At 34.7% G+C, this 15,350-nt stretch carries 16 protein-coding genes; 2 read left to right on the top strand and 14 right to left on the bottom strand.

Features of this window, described 5'->3' with window-relative positions:
- Positions 1-50: 50 nt before the first annotated feature.
- The gene (locus WFH39_RS12380; protein ID WP_336690137.1) at positions 51-1,028 is read left to right on the top strand and encodes a hypothetical protein; all 978 of its coding nucleotides are present in this window, start codon (positions 51-53) and stop codon (positions 1,026-1,028) included.
- A 186-nt stretch (positions 1,029-1,214) separates the two neighbouring features.
- On the top strand, positions 1,215-1,910 hold the full coding sequence (locus WFH39_RS12375) for a hypothetical protein (protein WP_336690136.1): 696 nt from the start codon (positions 1,215-1,217) through the stop codon (positions 1,908-1,910).
- A 6-nt stretch (positions 1,911-1,916) separates the two neighbouring features.
- Here WFH39_RS12375 and WFH39_RS12370 read toward each other — a convergent pair whose 3' ends face one another.
- The 14 genes from WFH39_RS12370 to kdpB all read right to left on the bottom strand — a co-directional run bounded on the left by WFH39_RS12370 (position 1,917) and on the right by kdpB (position 15,342).
- Positions 1,917-3,161: a hypothetical protein gene (locus tag WFH39_RS12370; protein WP_336690135.1), complete on the bottom strand. Its 1,245-nt coding sequence runs from the start codon at positions 3,159-3,161 to the stop codon at positions 1,917-1,919.
- 219 nt (positions 3,162-3,380) lie between these two features.
- Positions 3,381-4,031 (bottom strand): FEKKY domain-containing protein, encoded by a 651-nt coding sequence (locus WFH39_RS12365; protein ID WP_336690134.1) that lies wholly within the window; start codon positions 4,029-4,031, stop codon positions 3,381-3,383.
- Positions 4,032-4,040: 9 nt separating this feature from the next.
- Positions 4,041-4,697, bottom strand: coding sequence for a hypothetical protein (locus tag WFH39_RS12360; RefSeq protein WP_336690133.1), 657 nt, complete (start codon positions 4,695-4,697; stop codon positions 4,041-4,043).
- Between the two features lie 5 nt (positions 4,698-4,702).
- Complete coding sequence (locus tag WFH39_RS12355) at positions 4,703-5,437, bottom strand: protein phosphatase 2C domain-containing protein (RefSeq protein ID WP_336690132.1); 735 nt, start codon at positions 5,435-5,437, stop codon at positions 4,703-4,705.
- A gap of 36 nt (positions 5,438-5,473) precedes the next feature.
- Entirely contained in the window at positions 5,474-5,869 is a 396-nt protein-coding gene (locus WFH39_RS12350; protein WP_336690131.1) for an immunity 22 family protein, read from the bottom strand.
- Positions 5,870-5,927: 58 nt separating this feature from the next.
- Positions 5,928-6,119, bottom strand: coding sequence for a hypothetical protein (locus WFH39_RS12345; protein ID WP_336690130.1), 192 nt, complete (start codon positions 6,117-6,119; stop codon positions 5,928-5,930).
- A gap of 432 nt (positions 6,120-6,551) precedes the next feature.
- On the bottom strand, positions 6,552-7,220 hold the full coding sequence (locus WFH39_RS12340) for a hypothetical protein (protein WP_336690129.1): 669 nt from the start codon (positions 7,218-7,220) through the stop codon (positions 6,552-6,554).
- Between the two features lies 1 nt (position 7,221).
- On the bottom strand, positions 7,222-7,695 hold the full coding sequence (locus WFH39_RS12335) for a hypothetical protein (RefSeq protein ID WP_336690128.1): 474 nt from the start codon (positions 7,693-7,695) through the stop codon (positions 7,222-7,224).
- Positions 7,696-7,710: 15 nt separating this feature from the next.
- Positions 7,711-8,349, bottom strand: a complete 639-nt coding sequence (locus WFH39_RS12330; RefSeq protein WP_336690127.1) for a zeta toxin family protein — start codon at positions 8,347-8,349, stop codon at positions 7,711-7,713.
- 264 nt (positions 8,350-8,613) lie between these two features.
- Entirely contained in the window at positions 8,614-10,329 is a 1,716-nt protein-coding gene (locus WFH39_RS12325) for a HAMP domain-containing sensor histidine kinase (protein ID WP_336690126.1), read from the bottom strand.
- 6 nt (positions 10,330-10,335) lie between these two features.
- Entirely contained in the window at positions 10,336-11,448 is a 1,113-nt protein-coding gene (locus WFH39_RS12320; RefSeq protein ID WP_336690125.1) for a sensor protein KdpD, read from the bottom strand.
- 115 nt (positions 11,449-11,563) lie between these two features.
- Positions 11,564-12,649, bottom strand: coding sequence for a porin (locus tag WFH39_RS12315; RefSeq protein WP_336690124.1), 1,086 nt, complete (start codon positions 12,647-12,649; stop codon positions 11,564-11,566).
- 12 nt (positions 12,650-12,661) lie between these two features.
- Positions 12,662-13,210 carry a K(+)-transporting ATPase subunit C gene (gene kdpC, locus WFH39_RS12310; protein ID WP_336690123.1) on the bottom strand — a complete coding sequence of 183 codons (549 nt, stop codon included), beginning with the start codon at positions 13,208-13,210 and terminating at the stop codon, positions 12,662-12,664.
- Positions 13,211-13,302: 92 nt separating this feature from the next.
- Positions 13,303-15,342, bottom strand: a complete 2,040-nt coding sequence (gene kdpB, locus WFH39_RS12305) for a potassium-transporting ATPase subunit KdpB (RefSeq protein ID WP_336690122.1) — start codon at positions 15,340-15,342, stop codon at positions 13,303-13,305.
- Positions 15,343-15,350: the final 8 nt, after the last annotated feature.

Here is a 15,350-nt window from a genome sequence, read left to right as displayed (position 1 = left end):
TTTTTATCAAACAATTACTTTCAAATGTAAAGCTTAGTAAAACTTAAACCGTGAAAAAAACAAAACTATATATTCTTATTGCATCTTTTATTATTGTAATTTCTGCTGTTTTCTTTTTTAACTTACGTGAAAAAGAACATAAAGAAAATGGTTCCGAAGTGAAAAAAAATACTAAGGAAACAAAAGAAAATGTAAAAGAAGATTCTCTTATTGTTTTTACAAATTTTGTTAAAGATTTTAATTCTCATAAAGCTGAAAATATCGATAAATACATTGATGCTGATTTAGGGATGATGCTTTTTTATCATGACGGTCCATATCCTATTCTGAGAATAAATTCTACTTTAGAAGATGAAATTGACTGGTTTAATCAGGATGTTTTTGAAAATGTAGATTTTACAGATTCTCCCATGTATTTAGGCGATTTTGAATTTTCTAAAACAGGATTTTTCGTTAAACAAAATAAAGGTGATTTTTCCTTAAGAGATTTTGATAATACATATACATCACATTCAGAATCATTTTTTAAAGAAAACAGAAAACTTGAAGCATCCTGTAATTTTTCTGCGATAGGAATTTCAAAAAATCAGGGTGGGACTTATCATTTTTATTTTAGACTTGAAGGAAAAAAACTTACGCTTCTAGGATTAAGTACAGAATCGGTTAGTGATTATTTGTTTGCAAATCCTAAGGCAGCATTTATTCCGTTTAATAATAAAAGTGATATCGAAAATTATTTTAAAACCCAAAAATTATTCAGAGATAAAGATCAGAATGCTTATATCGACTTTGATAAAAAGGAAATTACTTATTATGATTTTCCGGATGATCCTTTTGTATTTGAGTATTTCGAGATTGGTGAAATTCAAAATGATTCTGATAAAATAAAATCTGTAGAATTAATTTTTTATCCTGATAAATCAAACAAAGAAAACGGGTTTTTTACTTATTTTTCGAATAAAGGATCTTTTGTGGTTCCGCCAATGGGAGTGCGACCGCCTTATTTTTATGAACCGGTCAGGAAATAGATGAAATGAAGCTTATTATTTTTATTGCTGTCAATTTTTAGTGATGTCATTTGAGCTAGTTGAAGTATCTGAAAAAATAGACATTAAAAAGATAAACTTTCATATTTGTGAAAGTTTTTTTATTGATCGGTTTGAAAAGATCATTTCTAAGAAAAATTATTAATAATTTTAAGTGAACAAATTTATATGATGAAGTTTTTATTTTTGCTTTTCCCTATCATTATCTTTTCCCAAGCGAAAAAGGATTCTATTTATGAAAATTATATATATTCAAAAGCGAAATGCATTGAAGAAAATAAAAAAGATAAGATTCTGTATGATAAGCTAAAGCATGAAGCTTCCGAAATGGATTTCAATTCTTTAACCAGAACCTTAATAGATGATTTGGATGAGCGACAATTTACCAGAAGATACATTAATTTTAGATACAGTGTTTTTAGATTAGAATGTGGAAATTTCGATCCTGGCGAATATGAATGTGAAAAATACAATCTCAAAGATCCGTTTTATAATCTTCGAAATTGGACTACTGATGATTTGATTTATTTAGGGAAAAAATTTAAAGATAAATTTATCATTCCAAGTTCGGTTGGCAGTGGTTTTGGATATTATGAAGGATATTATTACGTGGATAAAGAAGATGCAGAAAAATTCAAGAAATTTAGTGTAGGAAAAGTGAAGGAGTCCGGAGCAGAATTTTACTACTATTCCAAAAATAGTAAAGATTCTTTGGAAATCTCAAGAAATACAGGGATGGATTACATTCAATTTAGTTTTTATAATCTGCCGGATTATCAGGTAAAAGTTTATCAGTATATCAACAGTAAAAAAACAGTAAAAGCCTACGAATACAAATATGATAAGTGGGAAATTATTGAGTAATTTAATTTATATCAAACCTTTCCCTTTCATCTCCTGATAAACCAGTCCCAGACAGCTTTGCCCTTCCGTATTTTCGTCCCAGTACATATCATGAACTTTGATGCTGTAGAGCATGATAAAATCAATAATGTTGAATTTTCCGATAGGATAAACCTCGTAATTGATATTAAACGGCTTATTGGAAGCTCCTTTAAAAGAGATTTCAGAGTCTCCGGCAATTCCGTCTTTTCTGAAGTTGGAACCTAAAGCGTCAGCAGCGGAATACACATTCAACCATTGAAGCTGATCTCCGGGTTGGGTTTGGCGGTTGTTATAAAATTCAGGATAATAAGAATTTACAAATTCATAAGGTGTTCCGATGGTAACGATGGCTTCACAGTATTGTAAAGCATTTTTAGAGGCTTTTATGCCATAGGGAAAAACATAGTCTAATGCGAGAACACTTCCGAAACTGTAGGCATGAAAATGAATTTTACAGTCTTTTTCGTTTTCCGTAATATAATCTACAAGATGTTCTAAATTTCCCTGAATCAGTTGTTTTTTTGAGCCGTGCTGCAAATAATCGTTGGCGCAGACAAAATTGGTGGCGAGATCTGTGATAATGGTATTTGCGTTCGGAACAAGCAATACCAATAGTGCTGTGAATAATACAATCATTCTTGAAAGCCAATGAAAGTCGATATTAAAAGAACAGCCATTGGGAAAATCAATAAAAATTCCTTTCATCGAAATATATTTCAAATCTCCGATGGGAATCAGTTTTCTGAGTTCAGTCATTTTTCCGCTTTCCTTTGAGAAAAACTGACCTGTAGCTTCGAGAACGGCAGGAAACATCAGAACCAAAGAAAGCGATAAAATCAAAAATATGGAAAATACATACATTAACTGTCCCGGCTTCGAATAGTTTTGGGGGATAAAAATCCGTTTGATGATTAATGGAAATTTCCTGATAACCAATGCGAAAAGCCAGAGACTTTTGTAAATCAGCGTTCTGCCTTTGAAATCCTCGGTGAGAATTTCGTTGTGCTTAAAATCGTAAAATTTGTAAACAGGATTTTCGGGAGATTCTTTTTCGAAAATGCTTACAACAGTGCTTTCCCTGTTTTTGCTGTAATGGATTTTTTCGATTTTGGTCTCGTACTGGTAACCATTTGTATTGAAATTGATTTCATTTTTTAACCGTTCTGCATAATTTTCAACCGAGTTACTTTTTGAAATTCCCAATCCGGATATATAGATTCCTATTTTCATGGCTGAGCGTTTTTTAAAGAAGTAAAAATTAGATGAAAGGATGAATTAAAAATCCATCCTGAATGACGATAAAAAAAGAAGTAATTTATCCTGAATTTTCAGATAACTGATGTTGAGATAATTTCATGTTTATAGTTTTTAAGGTTATTAAAATCAATTTAAATAACTGATTTTTAGTTTGTTTTAAATTTAGCGATTTTTTTCTTAGAAACTAAATTATTAATGAAAATTATTTTTGAGGATGCAATTCTGTTTTTTTTTTAATTTCTCAATTTCATCAAGCATCTTTTTGTTCCAGCCTTTTCCATTCCTTTTTTCTAAATACGGCTTTACTGTTTCGATATATTTTTCCTGAGCTTTAGTATCAATTTCGTCTATGGTACAACCTGTATTTTCACTTTTAATTCCATACTTTTTTTGAATGCGGTCAATTTTTACATCCATTTTACGGTCATTGTTTGTTAATTCAAATCCTCCAGCAAATCTAAAAGTAACCTGATCATTTTTAATATCTTCCTTCGCCTGTTGAATGTATTTATTTTCACTTTTCGTAATCGCCTTTCGGGTATTAAAGAAAGTGTTTAAATTAAAATAACTTATCCATAAAAGCATTATTCCGCACAAAATGGTAAAAGCCAGAAGAAATCTGTTTTTAGGACTTAAATTCTTAATTCTGACATGGCTTATTAACCACGAAATAAGAACAAAAAATGCCAGAATAAAAAGAAGATAATGAGGCTGACTTTCCGAAATAACCGTCCAGAAATCAAACTTTATCGGATAAAGAATAAGATACTTTCCTAAAGTATGAACAACGATAAGCAGGAATAAAACAGCTATAGCAATGCGAAGTAACTTTTTAGAAATCATCTTATTAAGTTATGATAAAGCAAACGTAAGAAAAGCGGTAAACATAATTCCGCTGATCAGCAAGATAAAAATAGCTAATTTTTTTATATCGTCCAGTGTTCTGCCTTCTTTTAAAATCAGTTTTCGGAAATCTCCTGAAATTAAGGTAAGTAAAGCTGTGGTAAAAAGTAATCCCAATGCTGTACAGACTCCCGTACCAAAAGGGGTTTTTTCATTGTTTCCAAAAAAGAACGGAATAAAATCATATAAAAAAAGAGCATTCCAAACTACTGTAAAAACGATTTTCACAAAAGGCTTTAACGGAAATCCGCCCTGTTTTTGCTGCTGAACGATCGTTAAATCTTTTTCGATTGAAGGAAAATTAGTCTTCTCCAAAAATCCGGTCTTTTTAATTTCGCTGATTACAAATTCAGGATCTGTCATTGTCCAGAACACAACGTGCTGATTGTAGTTTTCAACTCTGTGCAGAATTTTGATACCTTTTCCGATGATAGGAACTGAAGAATAGGGTTTTATCGAAATAATATCCTGTGGCTGAAAGATAAGATTTCCTACCAGTGAAGCATTTATTTTCAGGGTATTTTCGTCTACGTATAAATTTGCGAAAGGGTAGGTTGCATTGGCTCTGCCGATTCTCGCGCCGCCTGTGAGGGTGAATGTTTTCATTTGTGTTATTTTATAATTCTTATGATGGCGAGATCATCACTCGGTTTCATTCCGTAATGATGTTCAAGTTTTTTTAATTTCAGGGAAAGCATTTCTTCAGAATCAAAATTGCTTTTATCATGCAGAAGATAGTCTGCCGGATTGATTTTTTCGCCGTGATCTGTCTTTTTGATGGTGATGAAAGATGAAATTCCATCTGTAGCAATAGAAACATCTTTAAGCTTAGTGAATCGTATTTTCTGAGTCTGATTGTCGTACCATTCTTCGAAATCTTCTTTCAAATGATAGGTCAGATAATCCGGTTTGTTGTCTCTTTCAAATTCTGTTGTTTTTCCATTGATACAAACTAAACCGTCTCCGATACATATGATAATTCCTTCGTCTTTTTTGGTGTTGTAAAGAAGAATATTCAATGTCGTAAGAAGTTCTTTTTCATCAAGCAGTAAATGATTTTTCGCGGTTGTAATTTCTTTAAAAAGCTCTTTTAAAACAGTTTTTAAATCTTCTTCAGGATCAGAATTTTTCTCTGTTTCGTATAATTCTTTATAACCTTTTTCAATGCATATTTTACGCAGGATCTTCCCAAATAGTGCGGAAGCAAACTGACTTTCCATCGCAGTTGAACATCCATCCATTACAGCACACAGAATCTTATCGCTCCCTATTTTCTTTGTGATGAGAAAATCTTCGCAATGATTAATGTGGTAATCGCCAATCTGAAGAACAGAATAAATGTTCATTAATAATTTGAAAAAGGTTATAAGTTTTTAAATATTTTACGCAGAATATTCAATTCCTCCGATGTAAACCAAAGAGAAAAAATCTGTTTCTACGGAAGTCGGTTTCGGAATCTGCTTATTCAGGAAAATAATGGAATTGATATCAAAATCAAGATTCAGTTCGTTGAGCCTGTTGATTAAAATCGGGAGCCACTGTTCGGCAAAAGAATAGTCTGCAAATTTTTCGTAAATGGTTCCGTTTCCGTTTTCATAGCCGTATTCTACAAAATCGTGATCCAGCCAGATGGTGTCCTGAGATTCTGCAAATTTTGAAATATATTTTTCATCAGATTCTTCTTCCAGATAAAAATTTTCATCTTCTTCCACAAATTCATAAAAATCTTCCTCGCTTTTGAAATTTCCTACCCAAAAGTCTAATGTGTCTGTAGTCATTTGCTTTTCTAATTTTAAACGTAATAAAGATCAAAGGTAAAATAATATTTGGAGATTTTTAAAACAGATATTTAAGTATTTCGTTGGCAATGGCAGAATCTTTTTTGGGAATTTGGGTACAACGTGTCTGAAATTCATCACGTGAAATTTTTTTTTCTGAGTATAAATAGTTTTTAAACCACGCTTTTCCTTTCGATTTCACAAACTTTTTATCGAGAGCCGGAGCAATTATGTAAAGGCGAGTCGTCATGGGTTCTTTATCTGAAAGTAAATTTAAACAATATCTAAAGTTAAAATCATCATTATCAACGTCATTAAAAAGTAATATAACATTGTTGAACTCAGAAATAAAATACAAAATATAACATTGAAAGTAAAATAGCCTCGAATAACCGGAATGTTTTCCAAGAGGCTGTTGATTCCGAAAAGCATTAAGAAATATCCGGGAACAGCAAAGTTAATCATCACCAAAAACAAGGAGTTTTCCAGGTCTTTATATTCAAAAAATCGGGAGTAATAATAATGATGTATAAACTTGCCAGAATGGTAATCATGAAAAGAATCGTTGAATATATTTTCAGCTTCAGCTGCTTATTTTCCCTCCTGAAAAAGAGGAAATAATGGAAATTTGAAATTCCCAGTAAAGCGGTGAAAAAGATTAAAGTTTCCGGCATAATATATTTTAATCATCAATTCCGTAAATGAATATTTTATCAATTTCAGGAATGTTCAAATTTTCTTTTTTATTAATTCTGATGAGCTGCTCAGCAAAATCTTGAAGTTCTTTTTTTGCATTTTCAACTGCTGTTTTTAATGATTCTTTATCTACTTCAATCTGATCTTCCGAAACAGGATAAGCATAACTTTCCGGAGGCATCGAATGTAAAAAATCGAAAATGACCGTATTTTCCTGTATTTCGACTTTCGGAGAGGGATGTCCTGTATAAAAACAAGAATTTCCTTCGTCGGAAACAAGATCTTCCCATTCAGTAATGTGTTTAAGCCTTCCGCAACATTGTGGAAAATAGGTGTCAACATCATTAATCTTTAAAATGCAACCGCCGTCCATAGAACATGCTAAATCATCAATTCCGCGATTTTCTTCAGTCTGCTGAATTTCAATTTCTCTGTGAATGATTTTCAACAGATCTGCATCAGAAATTTCAGTTATTCTGTAAAAAAAGGAACTTTTAAAATAAGCTCTAAAACTTTCGGAAAAACCCGCCTTTAGATTTGCGAAAATATTATAATTTTCCCACTCATCCGGGAATTCTAAATACGAACCGGAAGGCATTTCCAGATCCTCATCGTAATTTGAAACTTCTATAACAGGAATAAGTTCTATTTTCATATTAATACATTCTGCGGCTTTTGCCTTCTAATGTTTTTTCTAAAATGGAAAGCTGTTCAGGATTAAGATTTTCGAAGGTAATTTTCTTAAGTCTAGGAACGTAACCGGGATAATAGACTAAAATAACCTTTCCATCATCAATTTTGTATTCTCTTAAAAGAATATAATGTCGCGTATTTTTTCTGTTTTTGTTTGAAAATAAGAGATTGATAATCTGTAAAGGCATGAAGCTCAAACTTAGTGTGAAAAGAAAGATAGAATTTTCATTAATCAAAAGATTAAAATTACATAATTCTAATCTTTTGTTATTTCCGCCATCTGTAAATATTGTACCGGTTATATTTTTTATTTCGATAGAATCTGGATTTTTACAGGTTGTAAGAACTTTCTTTTTTTCAATGAAATAGTAAATGGTTTTTCCGATAGCAAATAAGCAGAGTCCGATTATAAAAATCAGAAAAAAAGTATTATTCATTTAAAAGAAATTAAATCACTCAAAACTTTTATTTTCGATTAATAGCGAAATATTTGGAAGATATTTTACAAACCAATCTGGTAATTGTGATAATCTTATACAAGATGAAATATTTCCGTTTTCAATGCCCGCCAGATGGATGTGTTCGATTCCGGAGGTATCGTAAATTTCAACAGAATCGAAAATTTTAAAGTAAATATCAAGTTTCTCTAAATTACCATAAAAATTGGTAGCCAATGTAAAAGGATCGACATGATGTCCTCCTTCTTTTGTTCTGTAAAGTACCCTCAGTTCAGATAAATCGGTGTTGGTGAGTCCAAAAAAAATTAAATGGATTTTATAGCCTGCATTTTTAAACTTTTGCGGGATCGACCAAGTTTCATGATTTGTAAAATGCCCCTCATAAGCAAAATCTAAACGATTGGCTAAAGATGTTTCTACAAGCTTATCGAAAGTATCTTCAACAATTTCCGCAGCTAATTTTGTACATTCTTTTGATGATCGGATTCCTTTTTTCCAAAATTCACTTTTCTTCACCATTAATAATTTGTCACCGTCAAAAATAGAATCACTTAAAGAGGCAGGAACATAATGAGGACCAAGTGATGATTTACCTGCTCCGTTAGAACCGGTTATAATATACAATTCAGGCATTAAAAATCAGAAAAATTTAATCTTTTTCGTAAATGAAAAGCCTCGGATGTAGTTAATTCCCTAATAACAAAAAAATCTTTTTTATTCTCCTGAATAACAACCAGCTTTATACTTCCATCGGGATATTCCAGATAGCATTCATTTGGATTAACCTCTTTTGTATTAATCATAAAAGGCTGTCCGTTATGCAATTTTTGATTGCGAAGTTGTCGCACAATATTAGGAGATATCTTTGTTGATTTCATAATCAAATATACAAAAAATTTAAACCATCGGCAACACAAAATAAAAAGTACTTCCCTGATTTAAAGAACTTTTAACGCCGATTTCTCCATTTTGTTTCTCAATGAAATTTTTAGAAATTGCGAGTCCTAAACCTGTTCCGTTCTGATGCTCTCCCGGAACCTGAAAATAGCGGTCGAAAATCTGTCGCTGGTACTTTTCGTCAATTCCTTTTCCGGTATCGGTAATGCTGAATTTAATTCCTGAATGTTCTTTTTCAACCAAAATCAGGATATTTTCATCCTGAAAAGAATGTTTAATCGCATTGCTCAGGAAATTATTCATTACCCAGACAGTTTTATCAAAATCAGCCATAACAAAGTCCTTCTCATCCGTCAGAAACTGCGTCTGTATCGAAATGTTTTTCTGTTCTGCCAGTTTTTCCACATTTTTTACAGCAGTCTGTACCATATCTTTTGGAGCGCAGCTTTCGATATTCAGTCGGATATTTCCGGTTTCCACTTGAGATAAATTCAGCAGTTCTCCCGTAATATCAAGCAGTCTTTGTCCGTCTTCATTAATGCTTTTTAATAACTCTTTCTGCTGATCATTCAGTTCCCCGAATTTTTGATTTTCCAAAAGCTGAACGCCCATTTTTATAGCAGAAATAGGAGTTTTTAATTCATGGGAAATGGTGGCGATAAAGTTGGTTTTTGCAAAATCCAGTTCTTTGAAAGGAGTTATGTTTCTCAGCAGAATAACCTTTCCGATGTATTTTTTTTCCTTTTCTCCCGTCTTTGTAATATTGATCGGGATTACATCCTGCTCAAAATAATTTTCTTTATTATCGGTTACAATTTTAATAGGATCTTTCTGCGGATGATTGATGTTTTTCAGAAGTTCCCTTATCAGATCATTGTTTACAGCCACTTCATGAACCGTTTTCCCGATAATTTCATCTTTATTGAGATTGGTGATTTTAAGAGCCTCATCATTAATCATATAAATAAAATGATTTTCGTCCAGACCAATCACGGCATCGTGCATATTATTCACAAGGGTTTCAATCCGCTTTTTATCCATAAGCTGTTCAGACAAAGTGCTGCTTTCATATTCCTGAAGCTTTTCCGCCATGATGTTGAAAGAATTCGCAAGATCATTAAACTCTTCACTTCCCCTGAAATGAACTCTTTCGTTATAATTTTTATTGGCAATCTGTCGGATGCTGAACGTAAGCTGACTGATGGGTTCCGCAATCGTTTGAGGAAGATTGAAAACAAGCGTGATCGCAATTAAAAAACAGATGGTTCCAAGACAGGCGATCCAGAACGTTGCATTTTCTGCCGTAATAATGGCAATATCACTTTTTCGCTCAATTCCTTTCATATTGAGTGACATGATTTTAACCAGATCTTCACGGATCATCTTTTCCTTTTCCGGTGAAGGATCATTGATGTAGCTGTTGAAATGAAGATTAAGATTCTGGGTAGCTTCCTTCTCTCCGAATTCCGTTAAATTTCTTTCCTGAAGAAGATTATTTTTCTTAAAATCTTTAATGGCAACGGCGCTGTCGGTTTTCATTTTATCCAGAGCCAGAAGCATATTCTGGGAAAATTCCAGACTGTTGTAATTGGCGATAAGAATTTTTTCCGTATCAGATTTCAGTTTATTGATGTAAAAAGATCCGATAACCGATAGCAAAACAATCAGCACAAATAAAAGACCTACTCCGAGGGTGAGTTTCGTTTTTAGTTTCATTGCATTCTAAGATAAAATAATAATGTCGATCTGTCTTTCATTCAGTCGGTTCATTAACGTGTAGATCCAGCTATAGCCGAAAATTCTCTGCAGAAGATGAGCGTGTGGTTTTCCGATGCATACGGTTGTAATGTTATGCGCAATTACATAGTCCAGAATCCCTTTATGAATACTGCTTTCCTTCTGCCGGATCACTTTGGCTCCCAATTCCTGAGCTAAATTAAAATTATTAATCAGAAATCGCTGCTTATTCAACGCAATTTTTTCAGGATTCTCTGAAGGTTTTTGAATGTACAAAACGGTCCACGGACTGTTGTAATAACTTGCCAGTCTTGCCGTTTTCCGGATGATGTTTTTGGCTATTTTCTCGTTGCTGCTGATGCACGCCAGAAATTTTATGGGTTTAAAATTTTCGGTTTTGATCTCCGTTTCTACCTTTCTTTCAACATGGGTTGCCACTTCTTTTAAAGCCAGTTCCCGAAGCTGCAAAATGTGTCCGCTCTGAAAAAAATTGCTTAAAGCCGTCTGGATTTTCTCTTTTTTGTAAATTTTTCCTTCTTTCAGGCGAGTTAGAAGTTCGTCAGCGGTTAAATCGATATTCACGACCTCATCCGCCAGAGCCAGAATTTTATCGGGGACACGTTCCGAGACTTCTATTCCGGTGATCTTTTTTACTTCTTCATTCAGACTTTCAATATGCTGAATATTCATTGCACTGATGACATTGATTCCGTTATCCAGAATTTCCAGAACATCCTGCCATCTTTTTTTATTTTTTGAACCTTCAATGTTTGTGTGAGCCAGTTCGTCCACCAAAACAACTTCCGGATGGGTATTAATAATGGTCTGAAGATCCATTTCTTCCAGATTTTTACCTTTATAAAAAGAAGATCTTCTCGGTATTTCGGGAATTCCTTCTGTTAAAGCGACGGTTTCTTCTCTTCCGTGCGTTTCGATATAGCCGATTTTTACATCAATTCCGTTTCGCAAAAGAGCATGAGCTTCCTGAAGCATACGGAAGGTTTTTCCTACTCCTGCGCTCATTCCGATGTAGATTTTAAATTTCCCTTTTCTGGATTTCTGGATGAGTTCTAAAAAATCTTTTGCTGAAGAAGACATGGCTTTTATTGTTTTAATTTTATTTTAAAGGATTATCATCGTTATCAAAGTCATTACAAACCTCACAGGTTTTTAAAACCTGTGAGGTTTCCTGCCTTAGACTTAATAATTTCTCTTAAAACCAGGCAGCTAAACTGGTGGTGATGAAAAAATTTCCCTGTCTGAAATTGTCATTTTTTGCGAAAATGGCATCTTTAGAAGAAAATCCTCTCGCTTCCGTACGGAAAACCACATTTTTCAGAATCTGATAATCTACATTTAAAGAATATCCGAAAGTCTGAAATCCATTAGGCGTTTCTGTAGCGATAATCACTCCGTTTTTGTCGCTGAAATATTCCATACGTCCTGCAAGACTCCACTGATTGTCAAACTGATATTTCATCAGTACATTGGGAGAATACCAAAGATTGTAGCTTTCACTTCCTTTTTCTTTCTGTTCAGCTCCGACATCAAAACCTAACGTCGTGGAAAAATGATCCGTCAACTGAAAATTTCCGTACAGATCATGGAAGTAACGCATTCTTTTATCATCCTGCGGTTTATCATTTCCTATAAACGAACTGCTGTTCAGTGTAATCTTATCATTGGGTTTAAAAGTTATCTGATGCCCGAAAGAAAGACTTTTATTTCCTTCAGCTTTTGCAATTCTCTGCCATCCGTTTAAAACAAGACCGCTCAGAAACCATTTTCCGTTATCCGAAGTGTAAGAAATTTTGGCTCCGGTTTCGAAATAGGGAGAATTTTCTGCGGCGAGACTTCTGGTAAGATTAACGTTATCTTTCCCAATTGCGCTTTCCCAGCCAATGTGCGACGGCATAATTCCTGCATCGATCCACAGATTTTTTGTTTTGGAAATTTTTATCCCGATATTCGCTTCATTTACATATTTCAGAGCGTCCTGTTCCGCAGCCAGATTATCCTGTGCATAAGTTCCCGCCATCAGAGCGAGATTGGCGCGCATTCTGTCGTTTTCATAGTTTGCTTTGATGAATCCTAAATTAAGGTTAACTTCATTGTGCCTGTTGTAGCTGTACAAAAAGTTCTGGCGGTTTCTTCCGGAAGGTTCATTGAAATCATACGTATAAAAAACTTCAGCGTAAGCAGAGATTTTCAGTTTGGCATCGGTTTTTGCAGAGTCTGTGGTTTGTGCCTTTGGTAAGAAAAATCCTGCCAATAAGAATGCCGCAATATATTTTTTCATAAAATTTGTATTTTATTTAAGCTGATCCAGAGCAATGTTTAATTTCAATACATTTACTTTTGACGGACCGAAAATAGATGTTCCTGTTTGATTTTTGATAAGTTGTTCCAGTTTTTCTGAACTGATATTTCTATTTTTTGCCACTCTTTTAACCTGATAAAGCGCTCCTTCCGGAGAAATGTCCGGATCTAGTCCGCTTCCGCTTGCTGTTACGAGTTCTACAGGTACTTTTGCGTTCTGCATTTCGGGATTCATCATTTTTAAAGTGTCAATTCTTTTCTCTACGGTCTGAAGATATTCCTCATTACTCGGTCCTTTATTGCTTCCCGCACTTCCTGCCGCATTGTAATCTACCGCAGAAGGACGACCGTGAAAATATTTCGGATACGTAAAATTCTGTCCGATATTGGCATAAAATTTCTGTCCTTTAAAATTAATGATTTCTGCATTTCCCTGAGTCGGTAAAACTTTAGAACCTGCGTAAACAATTCCTAAATATATTCCGACAATGACAAGCATTACCAATGTAAGTCTGGATGCTGATAAAATATGATTTTTCATTTGAATTAAATTTTTGAGTTGTAGAAGGAAGATAGAAGAAGGAAGTTAAAATATTACTTTCTATTTCCAGCTTCTAGCTTCAGACTTCCAGTCTAATAAAAAAGACTTATAACTAAATCGATGAACTTTATTCCGAAAAATGGGGCAATAATTCCACCCAGTCCGTAGATCAAGAGATTTCTTCTCAATAATGCGCTGGCTCCGATCGGTTTGTAAGCGACTCCTTTCAAAGCTAAAGGAATCAGGATCGGAATAATGATTGCGTTAAAAATAATCGCAGATAAAATGGCAGATTCAGGGCTGTGAAGATTCATAATATTCAGCTTCTGAAGCGCCGGAATAAACGTGATGAACAATGCCGGAATAATCGCAAAATACTTAGCAACATCATTCGCAATACTGAAAGTCGTTAACGTTCCGCGTGTCATCAGTAACTGTTTCCCGATTTCCACAATTTCAATAAGTTTCGTCGGATCATTATCTAGATCCACCATGTTTCCTGCTTCTTTGGCTGCCTGTGTTCCGCTGTTCATTGCTACGCCCACATCGGCCTGTGCAAGTGCGGGAGCATCGTTGGTTCCGTCTCCCATCATAGCGACCAGTTTTCCTTCCTGCTGTTCTTTTTTAATGTAATTCATCTTATCTTCCGGTTTTGCTTCGGCGATAAAATCGTCTACTCCGGCTTTTTCAGCGATAAATTTTGCCGTTAAAGGGTTGTCTCCGGTTACCATTACCGTTTTCACGCCCATTTTTCTTAACCTCTGAAAACGCTCCTGAATTCCGGTCTTGATGATGTCCTGAAGCTCGATAACGCCCCATACTTTTTCATTAACAGAAACCACCAAAGGAGTTCCTCCGTTTTCGGAAATTCTGGTAACGGCTTCCTGTGTTTCAGAAGGGAAAATATTTCCGGCTTTTTCTGTCAGTTTTTTAATCGTGTCATAGGCTCCCTTTCGGATTCTTGTGTTTTCAAAATCGATTCCTGAAGTTCGGGTTTCAGCCGTAAAATCAATGTAAACCGGATTGGGAACAAGCAGTTCTTCAGATTTTAACTGGCTTAATTCGATGATCGATTTTCCTTCAGGTGTTTCATCCGCAACGGAACTCAGTGCCGAAGCTTTAATGAATTCATCAAGCTGAATTCTATTTGAAGGATGAAATTGGGTTGCTTTACGGTTTCCGATGGTAATGGTTCCTGTTTTATCTAAAAGCAGTACATCAATATCTCCCGCAGTTTCAACGGCTTTACCGCTTTTGGTGATCACGTTGGCTCTCAAGGCTCTGTCCATTCCCGCGATTCCGATTGCAGAAAGCAGACCGCCAATTGTTGTGGGAATCAAACAAACGAAAAGTGAGATAAATGCCGCAATGGTAATCGGCGTCTGCGCGTAGTCTGCAAAAGGTTTCAGGGTAACGGTTACAATAATAAAAGTAAGCGTAAAGCCTGCTAAAAGTATGGTTAATGCGATTTCGTTGGGTGTTTTCTGTCGGGAGGCACCTTCCACAAGAGCAATCATTTTATCTAAGAAAGATTCTCCCGGTTTGGTGGTTACTTTTACTTTTATTCTGTCGGAAAGGACTTTTGTGCCGCCTGTCACGGAACTTTTGTCGCCTCCTGCTTCACGGATAACGGGTGCGCTTTCTCCTGTGATGGCAGATTCGTCGATGGTTGCAAGACCTTCGATAATTTCTCCGTCCATCGGGATCTGGTCTCCGGCTTCGCAAAGAAAAATATCGCCCAGTTTCATTTCGGCAGATTTTTTCATCACGGTTTCTACCTGAAATCCCTGTTTGTTGCTTACGACAACTTTTGCAGGAGTTTCCTCACGGGTTTTTCGTAAAGTATCCGCTTGCGCTTTTCCTCTCGCTTCAGCAATGGCTTCGGCAAAATTGGCGAATAAAACCGTGAAAAATAAGATAACGAATACTAAAAAATTATAGCTGAAACTGCCTTGAGACTTGTCTCCGGTAAGGCTGAACAGGCTTACAATAAGCATGACAACCGTTCCGATCTCTACGAGAAACATGACAGGATTTTTAAACATGATTTTCGGATTCAGTTTTACGAAAGACTGTTTGATGGCTTCGTTTACCAAATCTTTTTGAAACAATGTCTGAGATTGATTTTTCATTTTGTTTT

Source organism: Chryseobacterium sp. MMO-72 (assembly GCF_037146035.1).
GTDB classification, from domain to species: Bacteria; Bacteroidota; Bacteroidia; order Flavobacteriales; family Weeksellaceae; genus Chryseobacterium; species Chryseobacterium indicum.
The sequence above is the reverse complement of the archived record's forward strand: the minus strand, read 5'-3'. Positions and strand labels throughout refer to the sequence as shown.

Excerpts from the sequence above, each read along its gene's own strand:
- WFH39_RS12375 (WP_336690136.1), top strand. The coding sequence starts at position 1,215 with ATGATGAAGTTTTTATTTTTGCTTTTCCCTATCATTATCTTTTCCCAA.
- WFH39_RS12370 (WP_336690135.1), bottom strand. The coding sequence starts at position 3,161 with ATGAAAATAGGAATCTATATATCCGGATTGGGAATTTCAAAAAGTAAC.
- WFH39_RS12365 (WP_336690134.1), bottom strand. The coding sequence starts at position 4,031 with ATGATTTCTAAAAAGTTACTTCGCATTGCTATAGCTGTTTTATTCCTG.
- WFH39_RS12360 (WP_336690133.1), bottom strand. The coding sequence starts at position 4,697 with ATGAAAACATTCACCCTCACAGGCGGCGCGAGAATCGGCAGAGCCAAT.
- WFH39_RS12355 (WP_336690132.1), bottom strand. The coding sequence starts at position 5,437 with ATGAACATTTATTCTGTTCTTCAGATTGGCGATTACCACATTAATCAT.
- WFH39_RS12350 (WP_336690131.1), bottom strand. The coding sequence starts at position 5,869 with ATGACTACAGACACATTAGACTTTTGGGTAGGAAATTTCAAAAGCGAG.
- WFH39_RS12345 (WP_336690130.1), bottom strand. The coding sequence starts at position 6,119 with ATGACGACTCGCCTTTACATAATTGCTCCGGCTCTCGATAAAAAGTTT.
- WFH39_RS12340 (WP_336690129.1), bottom strand. The coding sequence starts at position 7,220 with ATGAAAATAGAACTTATTCCTGTTATAGAAGTTTCAAATTACGATGAG.
- WFH39_RS12335 (WP_336690128.1), bottom strand. The coding sequence starts at position 7,695 with ATGAATAATACTTTTTTTCTGATTTTTATAATCGGACTCTGCTTATTT.
- WFH39_RS12330 (WP_336690127.1), bottom strand. The coding sequence starts at position 8,349 with ATGCCTGAATTGTATATTATAACCGGTTCTAACGGAGCAGGTAAATCA.
- WFH39_RS12325 (WP_336690126.1), bottom strand. The coding sequence starts at position 10,329 with ATGAAACTAAAAACGAAACTCACCCTCGGAGTAGGTCTTTTATTTGTG.
- WFH39_RS12320 (WP_336690125.1), bottom strand. The coding sequence starts at position 11,448 with ATGTCTTCTTCAGCAAAAGATTTTTTAGAACTCATCCAGAAATCCAGA.
- WFH39_RS12315 (WP_336690124.1), bottom strand. The coding sequence starts at position 12,649 with ATGAAAAAATATATTGCGGCATTCTTATTGGCAGGATTTTTCTTACCA.
- kdpC (WP_336690123.1), bottom strand. The coding sequence starts at position 13,210 with ATGAAAAATCATATTTTATCAGCATCCAGACTTACATTGGTAATGCTT.
- kdpB (WP_336690122.1), bottom strand. The coding sequence starts at position 15,342 with ATGAAAAATCAATCTCAGACATTGTTTCAAAAAGATTTGGTAAACGAA.